Origin of the sequence: Shinella sp. M27 (genome assembly GCF_049199905.1) — a bacterium.
GTDB lineage: Bacteria > Pseudomonadota > Alphaproteobacteria > Rhizobiales > Rhizobiaceae > Shinella.
This window is the reverse complement of sequence record NZ_JBLZPK010000048.1, coordinates 106,279-123,727: the sequence shown is the minus strand read 5'-3', so window position 1 is coordinate 123,727 and position 17,449 is coordinate 106,279. Positions and strand designations below refer to the sequence as shown.

At 56.7% G+C, this 17,449-nt stretch carries 15 protein-coding genes; 3 read left to right on the top strand and 12 right to left on the bottom strand.

Going from position 1 to position 17,449, the window contains the following annotated elements:
- Positions 1-2: 2 nt before the first annotated feature.
- Complete coding sequence (locus ACOZK4_RS19395) at positions 3-1,154, top strand: fumarylacetoacetate hydrolase family protein (RefSeq protein ID WP_421593276.1); 1,152 nt, start codon at positions 3-5, stop codon at positions 1,152-1,154.
- Between the two features lie 1,541 nt (positions 1,155-2,695).
- On the opposite strand, the gene ACOZK4_RS19390 is transcribed toward ACOZK4_RS19395, so the two are convergent.
- From ACOZK4_RS19390 to ACOZK4_RS19375, 4 genes are all read right to left on the bottom strand, one after another.
- Positions 2,696-3,496 carry an ABC transporter permease gene (locus ACOZK4_RS19390; RefSeq protein ID WP_313525457.1) on the bottom strand — a complete coding sequence of 267 codons (801 nt, stop codon included), beginning with the start codon at positions 3,494-3,496 and terminating at the stop codon, positions 2,696-2,698.
- Position 3,497: 1 nt separating this feature from the next.
- Positions 3,498-4,361: an ABC transporter permease gene (locus tag ACOZK4_RS19385; RefSeq protein WP_421593275.1), complete on the bottom strand. Its 864-nt coding sequence runs from the start codon at positions 4,359-4,361 to the stop codon at positions 3,498-3,500.
- Entirely contained in the window at positions 4,348-5,439 is a 1,092-nt protein-coding gene (locus ACOZK4_RS19380) for an ABC transporter ATP-binding protein (RefSeq protein WP_421593274.1), read from the bottom strand. The genes ACOZK4_RS19385 and ACOZK4_RS19380 overlap by 14 nt, the downstream gene beginning before the upstream one ends.
- A 78-nt stretch (positions 5,440-5,517) precedes the next feature.
- Positions 5,518-6,669 (bottom strand): hypothetical protein, encoded by a 1,152-nt coding sequence (locus ACOZK4_RS19375; RefSeq protein WP_313525449.1) that lies wholly within the window; start codon positions 6,667-6,669, stop codon positions 5,518-5,520.
- A 414-nt stretch (positions 6,670-7,083) separates the two neighbouring features.
- Here ACOZK4_RS19375 and ACOZK4_RS19370 point away from each other — a divergent pair, with 414 nt between their 5' ends.
- Positions 7,084-7,971, top strand: coding sequence for a LysR family transcriptional regulator (locus ACOZK4_RS19370; RefSeq protein ID WP_421593273.1), 888 nt, complete (start codon positions 7,084-7,086; stop codon positions 7,969-7,971).
- Here the strand turns inward: ACOZK4_RS19370 and ACOZK4_RS19365 are convergent.
- The 8 genes from ACOZK4_RS19365 to ACOZK4_RS19330 all read right to left on the bottom strand — a co-directional run bounded on the left by ACOZK4_RS19365 (position 7,960) and on the right by ACOZK4_RS19330 (position 16,243).
- Positions 7,960-9,447, bottom strand: a complete 1,488-nt coding sequence (locus ACOZK4_RS19365) for an FGGY-family carbohydrate kinase (RefSeq protein ID WP_421593272.1) — start codon at positions 9,445-9,447, stop codon at positions 7,960-7,962. The genes ACOZK4_RS19370 and ACOZK4_RS19365 overlap by 12 nt on opposite strands.
- Positions 9,448-9,523: 76 nt before the next feature.
- Complete coding sequence (locus ACOZK4_RS19360; RefSeq protein ID WP_313525440.1) at positions 9,524-10,018, bottom strand: secondary thiamine-phosphate synthase enzyme YjbQ; 495 nt, start codon at positions 10,016-10,018, stop codon at positions 9,524-9,526.
- Between the two features lie 13 nt (positions 10,019-10,031).
- A complete protein-coding gene (locus ACOZK4_RS19355) occupies positions 10,032-10,742 on the bottom strand; it encodes a triose-phosphate isomerase (RefSeq protein ID WP_421593271.1) in 711 nt (236 codons plus the stop codon).
- Positions 10,743-10,745: 3 nt separating this feature from the next.
- A complete protein-coding gene (locus ACOZK4_RS19350; protein ID WP_421593270.1) occupies positions 10,746-11,513 on the bottom strand; it encodes a TIM barrel protein in 768 nt (255 codons plus the stop codon).
- Between the two features lie 80 nt (positions 11,514-11,593).
- Complete coding sequence (locus tag ACOZK4_RS19345) at positions 11,594-12,370, bottom strand: SDR family oxidoreductase (RefSeq protein WP_421593269.1); 777 nt, start codon at positions 12,368-12,370, stop codon at positions 11,594-11,596.
- A gap of 607 nt (positions 12,371-12,977) precedes the next feature.
- Positions 12,978-14,090, bottom strand: coding sequence for a hypothetical protein (locus ACOZK4_RS19340; protein ID WP_421593268.1), 1,113 nt, complete (start codon positions 14,088-14,090; stop codon positions 12,978-12,980).
- Positions 14,091-14,104: 14 nt separating this feature from the next.
- Positions 14,105-15,373, bottom strand: coding sequence for an alanine racemase (locus ACOZK4_RS19335; RefSeq protein ID WP_421593267.1), 1,269 nt, complete (start codon positions 15,371-15,373; stop codon positions 14,105-14,107).
- Positions 15,374-15,397: 24 nt separating this feature from the next.
- Positions 15,398-16,243, bottom strand: a complete 846-nt coding sequence (locus tag ACOZK4_RS19330) for an IclR family transcriptional regulator (protein ID WP_421593266.1) — start codon at positions 16,241-16,243, stop codon at positions 15,398-15,400.
- 84 nt (positions 16,244-16,327) lie between these two features.
- Here ACOZK4_RS19330 and ACOZK4_RS19325 point away from each other — a divergent pair, with 84 nt between their 5' ends.
- Positions 16,328-17,362 carry a sugar ABC transporter substrate-binding protein gene (locus ACOZK4_RS19325; protein ID WP_313525420.1) on the top strand — a complete coding sequence of 345 codons (1,035 nt, stop codon included), beginning with the start codon at positions 16,328-16,330 and terminating at the stop codon, positions 17,360-17,362.
- Positions 17,363-17,449: the final 87 nt, after the last annotated feature.

The window sequence follows — 17,449 nt, the reverse complement described above, 5'->3', positions numbered from 1 at the left end:
TCATGGTGACCTATATTACTTCAAGCTTTGCAACAGGATGCTTCGTCGGCCGGGCCTGGTCGCCTGAGGTCGAAGGGCCGATCATAGTGACGATCCGCGACGGGCGTCTCTACGATATCACCGCAAAGGCCTGCGCCACCGTGCGCGATCTGCTGGAGTTCGAAGCGCCTGCGGATTTCGTTCGCAACGCTCAAGGTCGCGACCTCGGCCCGCTCGAAAGCCTGCTCTCGCTCAACGAGCCGCATCGCTCCCGGCTTCACCTGCTGGCGCCCATCGATCTTCAGGCCGTCAAGGCGTGCGGCGTCACCTTCGCCCGTTCGATGATCGAGCGGGTGATCGAGGAGCGCGCGGCGGGAAATCCCGCACGCGCTGCAAGCATCCGCGAAAAGGTCTCGCAGATTATAGGGGCCAGTCTGCGAGACCTTAAGGCCGGGTCGGAGGATGCCCAGAGGGTGAAGTCAGCGCTCATCGAGGAAGGCTTGTGGTCGCAGTATCTCGAAGTGGGCATCGGCCCGGATGCCGAGGTCTTCACGAAGGCGCAGATCATGGCATCTGTCGGCACGGGGGCAACCGTCGGCCTGCATCCGATATCGAAGTGGAACAATCCTGAACCGGAGATCGTGCTTGCGGTCGACAGCGAAGGCCGCGTCAAGGGCGCGACGCTCGGCAACGATGTGAACCTGCGCGACGTGGAAGGGCGCTCTGCCCTGCTCCTTGGCAAGGCCAAGGACAACAACGCGTCCTGCGCCATCGGCCCGTTCATCCGTCTGTTCGACGAAACCTACACGATCGACGACGTGCGCAATGCGGAACTCGATCTACGTGTAGAAGGCAAGGACGGCTTCGTTCTGCATGGCAAAAGCTCGATGAAGGAGATCAGCCGCGATCCACTCGATCTCGTTGCCCAGACGCGCGGCGCTCATCATCAATATCCCGATGGTTTCGTTCTGTTTCTGGGCACGCTTTTCGCGCCCGTCGAAGATCGCGATGCACCCGGCGAGGGTTTCACGCATAAGATCGGTGATGTCGTTACGATTGCGAACGACAAGCTCGGCGCGCTCGTCAACACCGTGAGGCTTTCCACCGAATGCTTACCTTGGACCTTTGGAGCCTCTCATCTGATGCGAAATCTTGCCAGTCGTAAACTCATTTAGTTGGTCTGGGTCCTGGGATCGGGACACGCGTTTCGTCGGGCGGCCTCCTCTACCACGGGTGGTGCACCCAACCATCGGAAGATTGCATCCAGGGCAATGCGGATCTGTTGTCCAATATCTCCCTTCAAATCTCCGACTAGCCAGCAAGCTTGAGCGATTTCTGCCCAGTCAATGCGACCGTTCAGAAGAGGTGGTACCCTACGATGAACGATGATTGTGACGAGATACGCCTCGCATGTTGCTCAACGAGCGTTTCGATGCAACTGGCGCAATGCGCAGCTCGCAGAATTTCGAGATCTTGCTCTGAAATGACGTGATGAAAGGTCCGGTTTTGACATGTTTGCATTCCCGTTCGCTCGGCGCCCATGCCGAGGGCGCGCGGGGATACGGGGTGTCATTTAACAAAGAATGTACCATTGGCAGCGGTGTAAGATCGCGTGCCTCTCCCTTGGGAGAATTAGTTCCGTGCTCTTCTGCTGTGCGGTTGAAATTTATTCGGCTCGCAGTTTTTTCGAAAAATTGTTAAAAAATTTAATTATTGATGCAAAAAAATCCTCTTGCTGCACTTATTGTGAATATCGGCAATTCGTAATTATTGACGACTGCAATCTAATAAATCGATCATATCATGTATAGAACTGCAATATTGATACAGAATTCCTTTAGGAAAGCAATTACCATAATTTCAACCCACACTGAAATAATCTAACTTGCGGAATCCACCGATATTTGAACTTAGCTCAAAGCTCGTTGATGCTGTTCGGATTACCACCTTTTTAAAACCTGCCGTAACGCTCGTGAGCGACCCTAGCAGTGAGTGTGACTTTTGTGCCGTAACCGCGCTTACAGTAGCGAGATTAGATGCTGCCGGTGGTTTCTTTGACTTCGGTAAACATACGCTTCGAGATGTCACCCAAACAAAACAGCCTTACGCTCGGCATGATAGATTACCGCAGTACCACAGGCGATGCGATGTGTAGGTTCTATCCGAAGAAAGGCCAAATCGGAGTAGACCTTTTAGCGGATCTTTCGTAAGCGTCCGGTGAAGCTGCCTTTGAGATTTCCCACGAACAGCTGAAGTTACGTCACTAATTCCGTCATTAGAGACGTCATCGGGGATGAACTATGGGCCGCATGGAGATTTTGACAGGCGTCGAGCGTTGGCGTGATTGGTCCGACGACGAGAAGCTTTCGATACTACAAGAGGCGGCGGACCCGGATGTCAAGGGGACGCTACACCCCAAAAAACGCTCAATGGAAAAGGTGCGAAGCGGACAGCGCACGCCGTTTCGGTGTTCGCCTGTCCGCTCCCCTCGCTCCGCCTTGTCCAAGTCTAACCAATTGCGTAAGTTTATTTTTTGCGCAACGTTGTGTTTCGCATGAAAAGGCGAGATGAAAAAAGTCGCACCAAATCGCAAATCGACAGCTGAAATTCAAACATGGAATTTTGCTTTCCGTACTTGCGGTACTCTGTGAACATTGCGGCTACCATTGAATGCGTCATTGCAGTCTGTCCCCTTGTTCTAAAATTCTATTGCGGATTACCCATCTTTTCTTTTCAGCCGGATTGTTACCATCAGCGCGATGATCATCAGAAACACGATGATATTAATCAGGCTTGAGAGGGCATAGAGTTCCGGCTTGACGCCATATCGAAGCGCTCCCCAGGCGACTGACGGCATGGTCGGAGTGGCACCCAGAAGGTAGAAGGACACATCGAGCCCGTTCAGTGAAAGCACGAAGGCAGTGATCAGGCTGCCCATGATGCCCGGCCAGGTGATTGGCAGCATTACCTCAACGAAAGAGCGCAGAGGCGATGCGCCGCAGACGATCGCCGCTTCATTCATCCGCCAGTCATATTTGTAGAGCATCGCGGCCATGATCAGGAAACAGAAGCTGAAGCAATGCACAGCATTTGCAATGATTGCAGTCAGCATGTTCCCCTGGAGTTCAAACAGCATGTAGTAAAGTGCCATGCTCGATATCCCAAGAAGGATCTCAGAGACGAAAAGGGGCGCTGCGAAAAAGATGGCGTAGAGGAGTGCCCGCTTGCCACCGAAACGCAATACGCCGACGGTCGCCAAGAAGCCCAAAGCGGTCGACAAAACCGCTGTGCAAGAGGCGAGGATCAGGCTGTTTACGAACGCGCTTTGATAGACTGTGTTGGTCGACAGCCGGATATAGCTCGCGACGTTGAATTCCGGCGGATATGGAAAATTCGGCCGTGTCGAAAGCGACGCGAACAAGATATGCACGATAGGCATATAGAGGAAGGCGAAGACGACGACGAGGAAGACTGCCAGTGTCCATTTGATGAATGAATCAGTAAAATTCGGGTTCATGCTATTGTCTCCCCAATCCCGTAAAGCCAGTCCGGCGGAGATCCACGCCATAACTCAGGATCGCCAGCGCGATTGCCGAGAATAAGAACAGAACGACGCCCATTGCGGCACCAAGAGCCCAAGTCCCTGACTCACCGAACTGCTGAGCCATGGACATGCCATACAGCGTGCCGTTGGGTCCGCCGAGGAAGCGTGGCACCAAAGAAGCAGAGAGCGTCGGGATGAAAGCGAGCATGAAACCGACAATCGTACCAGAGAGATTGAGCGGCCAGACGACCTCGGTAAAGATCCGGAACCGGTTGGCGCCACAGGCGCTGGCGGCATGAGCGAGCCGGAAATCAAAGTTGATCAGCGACAGGTAGATCGTCGTCACCACCAGCGGCAGATACAGATAAATGAAGGCGATGAACGATGCCGCATTGGAGTACATGATCATTCGAAGAGGTGCTGCCCCCATGCGGATCAAGGCGCCGTTGACCAGCCCCGCAGGGCCGAGCATGCCCTGCAGCGCGATGAGGCGGAGGACCTCGCCCGACAGGAAGGGTATGACCAGAAGAAGCGAAAAGATGATGCGGTAGCGCCCCCCGTAACGAACGATGAAATAGGCGATCGGCCAGGACAAGGCCACCAGCGTGACAGATACGCCGATCGCCATGACGAGCGAGCGGAGAAAGAAGGTGATGTAGGCGCGCTCCGTCGCAAGCGTACCGTAGTTCATCAATGTCCATTCATGGACGATCTTGTAGTTCTCGGTCTGCCAGAAACTCAGTGTCACCAGCGCCGCCAGCGGCATGACGAAGAAGACCAACAGGAAACCGGTCGGGATATCGAGAATGAGGCGGCGCTGGAGATTAGCGTCTTGCATCGTCAGCTCCGTCTTTGAAGATATGGCAATCGGCCGGGTTCCACGAAAGCAGGACTCGCTCCCGGATCGGAATCGGATCGTTCCGCTTCGGCTTGACGGCGATTACCGTGTCGCCGCGATCGGTTTCCAGCACATACTCAAGAAAGGGTCCGCGCAGTACGACATCCACCACCGTGGATGGAATGCCCACGCCGCCATCCTGCTTGCTGGAAATGTCAAACCGTTCGTTCTTGACGAAAATCTCGACTGCATCGCCCGGCTTGAATTTCTTGTCGGACGGCAACGCGAATTCGTAGTCATGTCGGGCGAGACGCACGGTTGTCCCGTCAGGTTGGACGACACCTTGAAACTTACTCGACTTGCCGACGAAACGAGCGACGAACGGTGTCTGCGGGTGATCGTATATCGCCTGCCGCTCACCAAGGGCTTCAAGACGCCCGTTATTGATGACAGCGATTCGATCGCTCATCGAGAGCGCTTCTTCCTGGTTATGCGTCACATAGATGAAGGGAATCCCGAGCTGTTTTTGGTATCGCCGGATTTCGATCTCCATCTCCTGCCGAAGCTCGCGGTCGAGATTGGCCAGTGGCTCGTCGAGAAGCAGGAGCGTCGGCCGTGCAACAAGGCCTCGGCCAAGGGCGACACGCTGCTGCTGACCGCCCGAAAGCTGGCTGGGATAGCGGTCCAGCATCGTGCTCAGCGACAGGATGCCGGCCACCCATTCAACCCGCTCCTCGATCTCGGCCTTGGCCTCGTTGCGCATTCTCAGGGGAAAGGCGAGATTTTCCCGTACGGTCCTGTGCGGAAAGAGCAGAAATTCCTGGAAAACCATACCGATTCCGCGCTTGTGAGGCGCAAGCTCGGTGACATCTTTTCCCTCGAAATGGATACGGCCTTCCGTCGGCCGATCAAGACCGGCAATAAGGCGCAGCAAAGTGCTCTTGCCCGAGCCGCTCGGCCCCAGGATGGCGATGAATTCTTCCTTGGAGATGTCCAGACTGACGTCGTCCAGTGCTTTGAAGGCGCCATAACGCCGCGACACCTTGTCGATGCGGATATAGGAACTTGTGTTGCTCATGAGATTTCCTGCGTTACAGGCGGCCCGGGCAGGAAACTGCCCTGAGCCGCCCTAGCCCCGGGAGGATGAACTGATCGGTCAGGCTGCCTGTACGTTCGACCAGACGCGTTCCCACTTTTCAGGCGAGGAAGGCTGATCGAACATGAAGAGGTCGGCGATCTCGTTTGAGCGATCCATCAGGAAAAGCTTACGTTCCGTTTCATTGGAGATAGAACGCAGATCGACGGTCGTAGAGCAGCCAGCCACCTCGCCGATCTTCTTCATGACCGTGGGCGAGATCATCAGATCGATGAAGCTGTTGCAGAGGTCGAACTTCTTGCCATCCTGAACGCCCGACGTGACCAGCCAGGTGTCCACCCAGCCAAGGCCGCCTTCCTTCATCTTCAGCGCATGCCGGAAGTCGACTGGCGCCGCTCCTTGCGCTTCGGCCGTCAGCAACTGCCGGAAGACCTGGGCGAACTCGGTTGCGGCGACGACGGCGCCGCTCTGCAGAAGCTGGAAGAGAGTAGGATTATCCTGGTATCGCGTGAGCAGCAGGCTCTTCTGCTGGATCAAAAGCTTCTCGACCTCCGCAAGCTCCTCATCGGACAGAACATACGGATTGAACGGCTTTCCGTCGGGGCGGGGCTTGTCGCGGCTGCCTAGGCGCTCCGTCACCAGAAGTGCCGCAAGGGCAATGTTCTCCTCAAAGCGAGCGCTGGTCGACAGCATGCCTGAGTAGTCGGAGCTGAACATGCATTCGAGCGTCTCGGTCCGTTCCGGCTGGACCTTGCCGGCGTCATACGTAATCCCATAAGCACCCCAGCAGAATGGGAAGCCGATTTTTTTGCCGGACTGCGGATCGGAAAGCACCTTGAAAACCTCGGCTCCAAACTCCGGCAGATATCCCGACGAGTTAGGGACCTTTGAATAGTCCACCTCCCGCAACAGCCCTTCGCGGAAGTATAGCTGCGGCCAAAATCCATCCGCCTGCACGAGGTCGAATTCTTTAGAGCCGCCAACGCGCAACTTGTTGTAGGCTTCCGAGTTGCCATCGAAGAAGGAAGGAACGAACTTGACTTTGTTCGATTCCTCGAAGGCGGTAATCTGGTCAGGAAGAAGATAGGCTTCCCACATCAGCGCACGAACCGTATCCGGGGCGGCCCAGGATGGGCGCACGAACGGTGCAGCGAGCGCCGTAGTGGCGCCAGCGACAAGAATGCTTCTGCGTGTAAGCTTGGTCTCAAACATGTAGGAATTCCCCTTCGTTGTTTTGGTTCGTCATGTTGCTTGTATTTAAACAATAATGGTCTGTTGCCACTTGGATCACGTCAGTGGCAAGGCTACGCGTTCTGATGGCTTGATGACGTCATAGATACGGACGTTTGTCGCGCCGGCGACAAGTGGCGGGCGCCTGTACCAAGCCTCCAAAACCGTGACGATCCGTCATTTTCCAAGCACGCGCCCATGTCCTTCCTCCACTGTGATTAAGAACCAGAAAGCCACTGGCAACAAGGACGATTGGCGAATTGATTAATTCACAGAACTTATCAATACTCGATACTTCGCCGCTACACTGCGATGCCGCCTCGACCTGTTTTCATAGGCCGCTCCATCGCGTGGACAATTGACAAGGAAGGGTTCGCAGATTTATCATCTTTGCTTATGAATATTCAGTTGCGGCACATAAAGTCGTTCATCGTCGTGGCAAAGGAGAAGAGCTTCTGTCGAGCGGCAGAGCTGCTCAACGTGTCGCAGCCAGCCCTTTCACAGACCATCATTCAGCTCGAAACAAACGCCGGATTCCCGTTGTTCACGCGCACAACACGCGCGGTCAGCCTGACCCCTTTCGGCGAACAGATGCTGACAAAAGCGTTGGCAGTCAGCCGGTCAATGGACCTCTTCCAGGAAGAGGCGCGGCGGGTCCAGTTGGCCCTAAAGAGTGAGCTTCGCGTCGGCTTTATGATCGGCACGGCGGTGGAATTCATACCGGCGATCGTCAAGGAATTCGAGCGGGTGCGGCCCGACGCAATCCTCAAACTAAAGGAATACGATTTTTCGGATCCGAGTGCGGGCCTGATTTCAGGCGAGGTCGACTGCGGAATCATCCGCCCTCCAATTGGAGAGGACGACATCAACATCGTCGAGATAACACGCGAGAAGTGCGTCGTCTGTCTTCCGACTGGTCACCCGCTGGCGGTAAAGGATACCGTTGTTCTCGCGGATATACTTAACGAGCCGTTAATAGGGGCTCCGACGCCGGGAAGATGGCGGGATTATTGGCTGGCCGAGGAGTATCGGGACGCAGAGCATCCGGCGCAAGTCGTGCTTGAGGTCGCAACCGTAGAGTCCGAATTGCAAGCCGTTGCGATGGGGCGCGCCATCAGCATCACGGCAGATAGTACGGCGCGTTACTACGCCCGCCCCGGCGTCGTATTCCGTCACATCACTGACATGCGCGAATGCATTGTCGGGATTGGCCACCGCGGTTCTCCCACGGTGCTGATGGCTGACTTCATTGACGTCGTCAGGCGTATTTCGTCATCGATCTGACGGGAACTGGGAAAAGACGGGCCCGAGTGCATTGTACAGCTGACAAAACAGTCGGTATTGAATGTCAGCTTCTGGACTTTGCAAATTAGGATAGTAAATCGTCTTCATCTCGACGCAGTGTTTTGCCGCCTCTTCATAGTTCGTATAGAACTCGCAGGACACCGCGCCGATGATGGCCGCACCGAGACTGGGAGCCTCTTCTTCAGCAGGAACTGCAACCGGCAGACCGCAGATGTCGGCCTTGATCTGGGACCACAAAGCCGATTTTGCGCCTCCGCCTGTCGAGATGATTTTCTCGAAGGCAATGCCCGACGACTGCAGGTTCTCGATGTTCTTTCTCAAAAGGCAGGCAACGCCGCACATGATGGCCAAGGCAAAGTCATAAGCGTCGTGTGCAATGGTCGCGCCGAAGAACACGCCGGTCGCATTGGGGTCGAACTCGGGTGGGTTTACGCCGGTCAGATAGGGCAGAAACGTCAGGCGTGGATCGACCGTCTTTCGGCTGCACCGCGCATCCACATCTGCAAAGGAGATGTCGGGTAAAAAAGCGCTCCTGAACCATTCAAGGCTGATACCACCGGATTCACAAACCGGAAGATAGATGTAGCTGCCTTTGAAAGGCCCGCAATAGACTGGCACAGCCGTAGCTGCCGAAAACGGGTTTTCGACCAGGGTTGCGATCGACGACACTGTCCCCGCAGACTCGCTTACGATACCATTCACGGTGTTACCGGTACCGATCATGGCGGCGAAGTGATCCAGCGTCCCCGCGTTGACGACACAGTCTGGCGGCAATCCCGTCATCTCCCGCATGTCGGGCAGGATTTCCCCAACCACGGAGCAAGGCTCGATGAGAGCCGGCAGCTGGGAGACATCGACCCCGCAATACTTGAGTGGCGCTTCCCAATAGGTTTTGTTGACGATGTCGAAATAATGGGAGAACGGATAGATCGAGTGCTCGCCGACGAAATGGCCAGTCAGCCGGAAGATGATATAGTCCTTCAGGAGAAGGAACTTCGCGGCATTGTTGAAGCATTCCGGCTCATGATGCTTTAGCCAAAGGATCTTGGTGAGCGGCCAGGTGGGAATGATCTCCGGCTGCCCTGTCACCTGATAGCATGTCGCCTTGTCGAACAGCGCCGAGAGCTCATCGCATTCGCTTCGGGAGCGCATGTCCAGCCAAGAAATGCCATTTCGAAGTGGCTCCCCGAGCGCGTCGGCAACAACCAGCGATTCCGCCTGCCCGGTGATGACCAGTTGCTTCGGATGCCAGTCTGCAGCCGCCGCCGATTTTTGAACGCAGGACCCGATCAGACTGACGATATCACTGAAATACTGCTTGGCATCGAACTCGATGAAGCCGTCCGCATGAATATAGGCTACGGTTTTGCTTTCCAGCGCGATCTGTCTCAGATCACGCGTGTAGCAGGCAACCTTTATGTTGGTTGTTCCCAGATCGAGGCTGATGATCCCCATCGGTGGCACAACTCCTTCTTCCACGATATCGTTGTCGTCAGCCGGCTGCCCTTTAGCGTGGCTTTCGCCCCAGCAATTAGCCGACGATCTGCACCCGGACCGTCCGCTCCCGTGGCCGGGTCTGGTCCAGATCGGCAAAATAAATCCGGCCGAACTCACCCAGAGTCATTTTACCGTCCAGCAAGGGAATGCTTTCCGAGCGGCCGAGCAGGGAGGAACGAATGTGGCCATCGGTATTCAGGCACCAGGCATTGAGTTCGCCGCGAAGTTCGAAGGCCTGGCTGGTGTGATACGGGCCCGGATGGAGATACTGCCCTTCATATTTGCAATCGGGAATGATCTTCTCCAGGCAATTGATCGTGTCCTGGAGAATGAGGGGGATCTTCGCATAGGTCTCCCCCTCTGAATCCTCCTGGATCAGCACGCTGCAGCTGGTGTGCTGGCTGAACACGACCACGATGCCATCCTTGATGCCGGCCTCCGCAACGATCGAAGCGACCTTGTCGGTGACGTCTTCGAAATAGATGCCATGAGGCGAATTGACCGGTATCGTTTTATGAAACACGGGCATGCGTCCAACTCCTTTAATCTGTGGTTCTCTCGCGGTGCGCACGGCTCATCGCCTCGATCATGCGCGACAGCATGTCCTTCGGATCCGCGGCACGCATGATGGCGCTTGTCGAGCCGGTGCCATCCGCACCGGAACGAATGATCTGGTAGACGTCATGCTCGTCGCTGATGCCCGCCCCGTGCAGCACAAGAATGTCTTTGCCGACGGCCCGCACGGCCGCGTTAATTCTTTCGACCTCCAGTGCATCGTCGTCGCTGCGTTTGCCGCCACCGATGAGGGCCGGAGATTCCGCCAGCACCATATTAGGCTTCAGTACCGCCACCGCCGCGCTCTCCGCGACGGTGGCGGCGCAAACCAGCGTGGCAAGCCCGACCTCGTCGGCGCGGCGGATCGTTTCGTTGAGAACCGAAAGGCTCAACGGTTTTTCCGCGTGGTTCAACAGAACGCCGACGGCGCCGACCTGCTTTAGGGCTTCGGGCAACACCGCACCGACGCCCCGGCCAACCGGATTGGCATCCATGTGCTGGGCAAAAACCTTCAAATGCGTGGTCTCGTGCGCGATCCTCGAAATATCGGTGTACTGCGCCGTAAAAATAATATCGACGCCGAACGTCCGGCACAGCGCATCGGCGTGGAGCGCCAGATCAAGCGCCTCATCGCCATACATGTAGGCCTTGGGGCCGATCTCGAAATAGGGCGCCTTCAGCTTGAACGGCCTGAACATAACTCAGATCCTGGCGAGAATTCTGTTCAGGTAGTCGGCAGCTTCGGGCAAGGTGACATCAGGCCTCCCCATCGTGCTGCATTCCAGGCTGATGAACTTGTCGTAGCCCGTTGCCTTGAGGGCCTTCAGGCCACGCTCCCAGTCAATGCTGCCCTTGCCCGGCGTGCACCGATTGTTGTCGCCCAGATGCACATGCCGGATTGAACCCGCGACCGCGGCAATGGCATCGGCGATGTCGGCTTCTTCGATCGACATATGGAAGAAATCCGGCAGGACACCCACTTCCTTCATGTCGAGCTTCGCGGCCACGCGGGCGCAGTCGACGATGCTGTTCATGTAGGGGCTTTCGTAGCGGTTTATGCCTTCGAGAAGGACGGCCGCCTCAGTGCCTGCAACCGTTTGCGCAATCTCCCTGTATGCCGCCAGGAAATCCTCCTCCTGCTCTGGTGTCATTTGCTTGTAGACGTCGAACAGAGGCAGAGGATCCTGAGGGCCGAGCAGATATTCGATTTCAGTGATTGCGCCGATCTTGGCGCATACTTCCGCCGCTTCGATATAGAGGGCCTTCGTCGCAGCCCGCTCGTCCGCATTGTCGCTCATCAGCTTTCCGGCTGCGGGGGACATGAAGAGAAACTCGCAGGGAACGACGCCGGTGTTGTTTTCAAGCGTCAGCAGTTCCTCGAGCTTCTCGTCGTTCCAGTCCGCGTGGTCCGCGAATACGGTCACGCCCCTGTAGCCCCAGCGCCGTAGGAGATGTGCTTTCTCGGTCAACGTCTTTCCGGGAACCATGATATTGGTGCACGATAAAATCATTTCATTCCCTTCAGGACTTCATGGTCCATGCAGCACACTCAAAAGCAGGTGTAGGCGCCGTCAACGATGAAGTCGGAACCCGTCGTGAAGGAGCTGGTGTCTCCCGCCAGATAAACGGCGATCGATTGCAGTTCTTCCGGATTGCCCATGCGCTTGATGGGCGAAAGTTCGTTCCATTGATCGATGAGCGGAACGAGCGCCGGCGAGTTAAGGGTCATTTCGGTCGCCATGTAGCCGGGGCTGATCGTGTTGACGCGAACGTTTCGCGTTGCCCATTCCACGGCCATCGCCTTGCACATCTGAATGACCCCGGCTTTGGATGCCGCATAGGACGCTTCACGCTGAGGAACATTGACGATGTGCGCGGACATCGACGCCGTGCAGATGATGGAGCCCTTGCCCTGCTTCAGCATGACACGCCCAGCAGCCTGCGCGGTCAGGAACGTACCGTTGAGGTTGACCTCGATGATCTTTTTCCAATCCTCGTAGGTGTCATCCTCGACGGCAACTTCGTTTGAGATGCCGGCATTGCAGAATGCGATATCGAGCTTGCCGAACTCCGACAGGATGCGATCGATCATTTCGCTCACCTGCTCAGGGCTGGTGATATCCGTCCTGATCGCTATCAATCTGTTCGAGGTCGACGATGATATTTCAGCACATGTTTTTTGAGCCTCGTCCAGATCGAGGTCGACGATAGCGACTTGCGCTCCGGCTTCGGACAAGGCCGTCGCGATGGATTTCCCGATGCCCCTCGCGCCACCGGTGACGAACGCGACCTTGCCGTCCAGCCGCATTTTTTCAAGAATACCCACAGTGAACCTTTCCCACAGTGATTTCGCCGTCTGCCCGTGGGCAAAAGGCTTTAAGAATTAACATCGTTGACGCCCCTGGTTGTGGTGTCGGCGGAACGATAGCGCGCATAGCAGCCACAGAGATCCAAGCCGCCGCAAGCGGCGGTCGGTGGCCCCATAACTACCTGAGTTGAAACGCTTCTCGCGTTGTAGAGGGTGAGGCTCTAAACGAACCGTACCCTTGACCTGCCGAAAATTAAGCATGCGGCGACGGTGACAACAATGACGAAGAGTGGATTGATTAATTGGCTTTGATTATTAATTAGCCAACCGCGCCGCGGGCGCATTGGCCTTAGTGGTTCCAGGATCTGGCAGAGTGGAGCATTCCGATCCGGGTGAATCGGAGGAGGTCGAGAATGCAGGGTTCGAGTAACGGCCGCGTTATTTCGTGCTGCTGACTTTGCGGTTCAATATGGTGTCGGAAAACGGATATGGGTGGCGACGAGGTCGACATCGACGTCGAAACATCGGTAACAGGGCTCGCGCGCTTTGTTCTGGAAAGGACATTGCAGCCACAGTTATTGTATTGCGACTATCTCAGGCGGGCGTCGAGCGTAACGCCTTGTTTCTAAAGCAAGGTTTGAGGAGACGTGTCTTGTGTAAGAAACTGGCCATCGAATGCGAGTTGGTGCGTCATTCCCTCTGACGACACGAGCAACAGGCTGTTCTCGTCACAGGTGATGGCATGCATGACGCCGTCTCCAACAAGATCGCAGGCACCGATCACGGATTTGATCTCTGCTCCGTTCACAGGGATGGATGTCGCAATCCCAGCCTGCGAGAGGGTGTTCGGAGCGATAGACGCCTGATGGCCGTATCCGAAAAATGTTGCGGCCTCTTCCACGCCGAGAACGCCCCTGTGTCGGCCGGACCAGGGCTCATAGAAGCGGCCGCCATTCGAATACCAGAGGACCGTGCTCGGCAACACGTTCGATGGTTTCAAGACGAGCGCCATGTCCCGTTCGACCGGTCGCGCGGCGACAGTCCATCCGATCGGATTTGCGGGCTGCTCATGCAGCATGACGAGGTCGACATGCTGTTCGTCGAGGGGATAGCGCAGCAGATCGGAAAGCCCGCCATCGGCACGAGGGAACCTCCCGAGGTCGGTCGAAGCAGCAGGATAGGCGAGGATCGAACGTCCTCTGGACGGATCGGTTTCAAGTGGTTCGCCCATGGTTTCCGCGCGTATTTTAGGTGAAACGGACACGAGGCCGCCGTTGGGTAGATCGACCACGGCATGATAGGCGACAGGCATGCGACCATCGCCGCCAACAAAAAGATGGGACTGATAAAGGAAGGGATGATGGTCGCGCACGGTCAAGGTCTTCGTCAACGTTGCGGACAGGACCTTCTGCGAGAGGGTGAACTGCGCGCGCATGCCATCCGGCAGATGTTCCACTCCCTGCAATGTCCACGGCGCGTTCGCAGGCCATCCATGGGCGGGTGCCGGCTCGACATCCGACAGACCGAACGGTGCGCAGAAGAAGTCGATGGAGAGGTGTCTCAAGTGGTCCGGAATGTCCGCCGCCAGCGTCTCGCTGGTCCAGGGTGCCCGGTGGAACGGAGACAACATGCGTCCACCCTGGGAGACTTCGAACCGCGATATATGGCCAACGGCCATATCGACGGTTACGCAGATGCCAATTGCCGAGAGAGTGAAGCTGGCTTCAAGGTTGGTCATCGTTGGAAACGCCCTCAGCCGAAATGCGTTGTCAGTATGTCGTCGACGATGCCATGTTCGTTGATGCCATAAACGAGGCGCCAGCGCTGGAGAGCCGTGCAGGGATGGGAGATTCCGAGTTCCAGAATATCGCCAACACGCAATGCCGCGCTTCCACGAACGAACGCGTGCTGATCGTTCAATTTTTCGATGACCGGTGCCGGACTTGCCATGTCGATTTCCCGCCCATCGCGAAAGGCTCTGCGAATGATCGGCATGCCCTGATCGTTCGGAGCATCGCGCATCCCGAAGCCACAAATTGCAAGGCCTGGTTCCGGCTGTGAAATCACCTCTGCCCAAAGGGACAGCACAGGCCTGATCGATTCGGCGACCCTGCCGGCGCTGCTTCGCTCTGACACCGCTTCAAGGCCTCGCTTGTACAGTCCGTCATCCGAGAAAAATATGGCGCCGGAACGCAGCACAAGGCGAGCATTGCCTTGTCGCGCTGTTGGCTCGAGCCGGGCGATGACCTCGTCGAAATACATCGAGCCGCCGGCCGTTATCGTCAGGTTTTTCCCACGCTCAGAGACGTCACGGATAACGCTGAATGCGTCGTTCACAAGCTGGAAGAGTTCATCGAACGCGCAGCGATAGTCGCATCCGTCCACGGCTGCCGCTTCATAGGTTGCAACCCCCGCGAGTTCGATTTTTCCGTCCGTCGAGAGGATCGCATCTCGAATTGCTACCGCCGTATCCAGTGTTCTCGCGCCGGTCCGTCCGAAGCCGAGCTCGACGAGGCCGAAAACTCTCGTTCCGCTGCTTTCAGTCATGGCGGTGTGCAGCGCGCGCACCCCCTCAACCGAATCCAGGAAAACGAAGACCTCCGCTTCGGGGAATGGCTTCAAGGCATTGACCAGATGGCGGGCTCCCGATGTACCGCCGGGCGGGCTGGCGTAGACAAGGCGCGTGATGCCTGCCGCCAGCAGCGTGTAAAGCTGCTGTGTATTGGCGACCGTCGCGCCCCAAGCACCCTGTTCGATCAGCATCTTCGCGAATACCGGCATCATGGGCGTCTTCGCATGGGGTGCAAGGAGCACCATGGCCTCATCGGCATAGTCTAGAAAAGCGGTTGTGTTCGCGCGCAACGCCGGCTTGTCGAGCGTGAGAACGGGCAGAGGCATGTCACCTCGGGCGGGCGACCAGTTCTTCGATCTGATGGATACTGCAGACAGTGTCTCGCCTGGCGAGATGCCGCGGAACCCCGCGTCGAAGACGTTGGTGTTTTGCGTGGCGGCGTCTGTCATTTTTTCTGCGAGCTCCATGTTCTGCTAGAGTTTTTGCGATATGCGTTCGCACGCCTGTTTGACGGCCTTCAGGACCTGAGAAAGGTCGTCCGTGTCCGAGACGCGGTCGACATGGGGGACGATGATGCTTGCGACCGCATCACCCTCGGGATTGAGGATCGGGCCGCAAATGTCGGTAATTCCGAGAAAATCCGTACTTTTGCCAAGTATGTGGCCCTGTTGCCGGATGTCGTCTAGGATCGCGTTTATCGAGCGATCGTCGAACGGCTTTCCACCGTGGCTCTTGCAGTCCCTCAGCATCAGCGCCCGCTTTTCCTGCGGCTGGAACGCCATGATGACCCTGCCGCTGGCGGCTTCGGAGGCAATGCGTCCGTATCCGAGGTGAAGGTTGAACGTCACGTCCGACGTGGTCGGAATCGAGCCGACAATCACCGTGCGACCCTTGTAGATCACGACGAGGTGGGGCGCCTGGTTCACCTCCTCCGCCAGAAGCCGCATCTCCGGCAGCGCGATTTCGAGCAGTGTGCGCGATTGCGGTGTGCGTAGGCCAAGGCCGAAGAGTTTTGGGCTGAGGGTCAGCTCATCCGTATCACTATCGCGCTGCACATACCCTCTCGCGATCAGAACATGTATCATCCGGAATATTTCGTTCTTGCTCTTGCCGAGACGCTCCGCGAGTTCGCGCAGCGAAACGGCGGACTCCTTTTCCGCAAGGCTTTCAAGGATATCGAGCCCCTTTTCCAAGGCCGGGGCCGAGTATGATTTGTCGCCGCCGGTTGTTTCCTCAGACATTATCACGTCTCCTTTTATTCGCAATAACCGTTTCATATAAGAAATGCGCTTTACATATGAAACAATATGTGGTGCCATTCGTCATCATCTCAAGCTGGGCGCCTTCGAGATGTCACATAAAAACCATCAGCCTTGATCGTTTGTCAGCCAGAGGGAACTATTATGGCAATCGCAAAACTCACCCGGGCCATCCTCGCCTCCACGCTTGGTTTCGGCCTCTATGTTTCACCTGCCGTCGCGCAGGACAAGGCGACGATTGGTATCGTCGCGATCGACCTGCAGAGTTCGTTCTTCGTCCGCATGCAGGAAGCCGGCGACAAGGCCGCCGCTGACTACGGTGTCACGACCGCTTGGCAGAGCGCCGAGGGAAGCCCGGAAAAACAGGTTTCGCTCATCGAGAATTTCATCAATCAGAAGGTCAGCGCAATCCTGATCGATCCGCTGGACAAGAACGCCCTAGTTCCGGTGATCAAAAAGGCTCAGGACGCCGGCATCAACGTTATCACGATGGGCAACAAGGTCGAAGGCGCCGGCAATTATGCGACGCTTTACCCCGACTACGGCAACATGTCTGAAGTGGCGCGCGCACTTGCCCATTCGATCGGCGGTAAGGGCGAAGTTGCGCTTCTGATAGGTGCACGCGGCAACTACGTCTCGGATACGCGCGAAACGGGCTTCACCGATACCCTCGCCAAGGAGTTCCCCGACGTCAAGGTCGTCGGGATTCAGCCTGCCGGCTGGGATCCGTCGAAAGCCGCAGACATCGCGCAGACCTGGCTTACCACCTATCCTGACCTAAAGGGCCTTTCCTGCATCTCCGATACAATGTGCCTCGGCGCCAACTCCGTCGCGGAAACGATGGGCAAGAGCCTGAAGATCGCGGGCTATGATGGCGATGCCGAGATGGCGCCCCTCATGGAGAGTGGTGCCATGTCGCTCGACGTTCTCACCGGCGCCTATCGCGTCGGCTACTGGAACGTCGCGGTCGCAGCACGCCTTGCCAACAAGGAAGAGCTTCCGAAGGATCTCTACATGCCAACCCATTTCATCGCAACGGATGCGTCTGCGGCGGAACTGGCGAAGGCCGGGCAGAAGCTCGACTACATCACTCCGCAGAAGGCCCAGGAGGTCAGCGTCGATTACTCCAGCGAATTTGGCCCGCAGCAGCCGACATCGGCGATGAGCGTCGAAAACTGACGCGGGGACGAAAACGTGACCAAGGTGCAAGAAAAGCGCGAATTTGGCCCGGTGAAGGTTGAACGACTGTCGATCTTCACCGAGATG

Excerpts from the sequence above, each read along its gene's own strand:
- ACOZK4_RS19395 (WP_421593276.1), top strand. The coding sequence starts at position 3 with ATGGTGACCTATATTACTTCAAGCTTTGCAACAGGATGCTTCGTCGGC.
- ACOZK4_RS19390 (WP_313525457.1), bottom strand. The coding sequence starts at position 3,496 with ATGAACCCGAATTTTACTGATTCATTCATCAAATGGACACTGGCAGTC.
- ACOZK4_RS19385 (WP_421593275.1), bottom strand. The coding sequence starts at position 4,361 with ATGCAAGACGCTAATCTCCAGCGCCGCCTCATTCTCGATATCCCGACC.
- ACOZK4_RS19380 (WP_421593274.1), bottom strand. The coding sequence starts at position 5,439 with ATGAGCAACACAAGTTCCTATATCCGCATCGACAAGGTGTCGCGGCGT.
- ACOZK4_RS19375 (WP_313525449.1), bottom strand. The coding sequence starts at position 6,669 with ATGTTTGAGACCAAGCTTACACGCAGAAGCATTCTTGTCGCTGGCGCC.
- ACOZK4_RS19370 (WP_421593273.1), top strand. The coding sequence starts at position 7,084 with ATGAATATTCAGTTGCGGCACATAAAGTCGTTCATCGTCGTGGCAAAG.
- ACOZK4_RS19365 (WP_421593272.1), bottom strand. The coding sequence starts at position 9,447 with ATGGGGATCATCAGCCTCGATCTGGGAACAACCAACATAAAGGTTGCC.
- ACOZK4_RS19360 (WP_313525440.1), bottom strand. The coding sequence starts at position 10,018 with ATGCCCGTGTTTCATAAAACGATACCGGTCAATTCGCCTCATGGCATC.
- ACOZK4_RS19355 (WP_421593271.1), bottom strand. The coding sequence starts at position 10,742 with ATGTTCAGGCCGTTCAAGCTGAAGGCGCCCTATTTCGAGATCGGCCCC.
- ACOZK4_RS19340 (WP_421593268.1), bottom strand. The coding sequence starts at position 14,090 with ATGACCAACCTTGAAGCCAGCTTCACTCTCTCGGCAATTGGCATCTGC.
- ACOZK4_RS19335 (WP_421593267.1), bottom strand. The coding sequence starts at position 15,373 with ATGACAGACGCCGCCACGCAAAACACCAACGTCTTCGACGCGGGGTTC.
- ACOZK4_RS19330 (WP_421593266.1), bottom strand. The coding sequence starts at position 16,243 with ATGGCACCACATATTGTTTCATATGTAAAGCGCATTTCTTATATGAAA.
- ACOZK4_RS19325 (WP_313525420.1), top strand. The coding sequence starts at position 16,328 with ATGGCAATCGCAAAACTCACCCGGGCCATCCTCGCCTCCACGCTTGGT.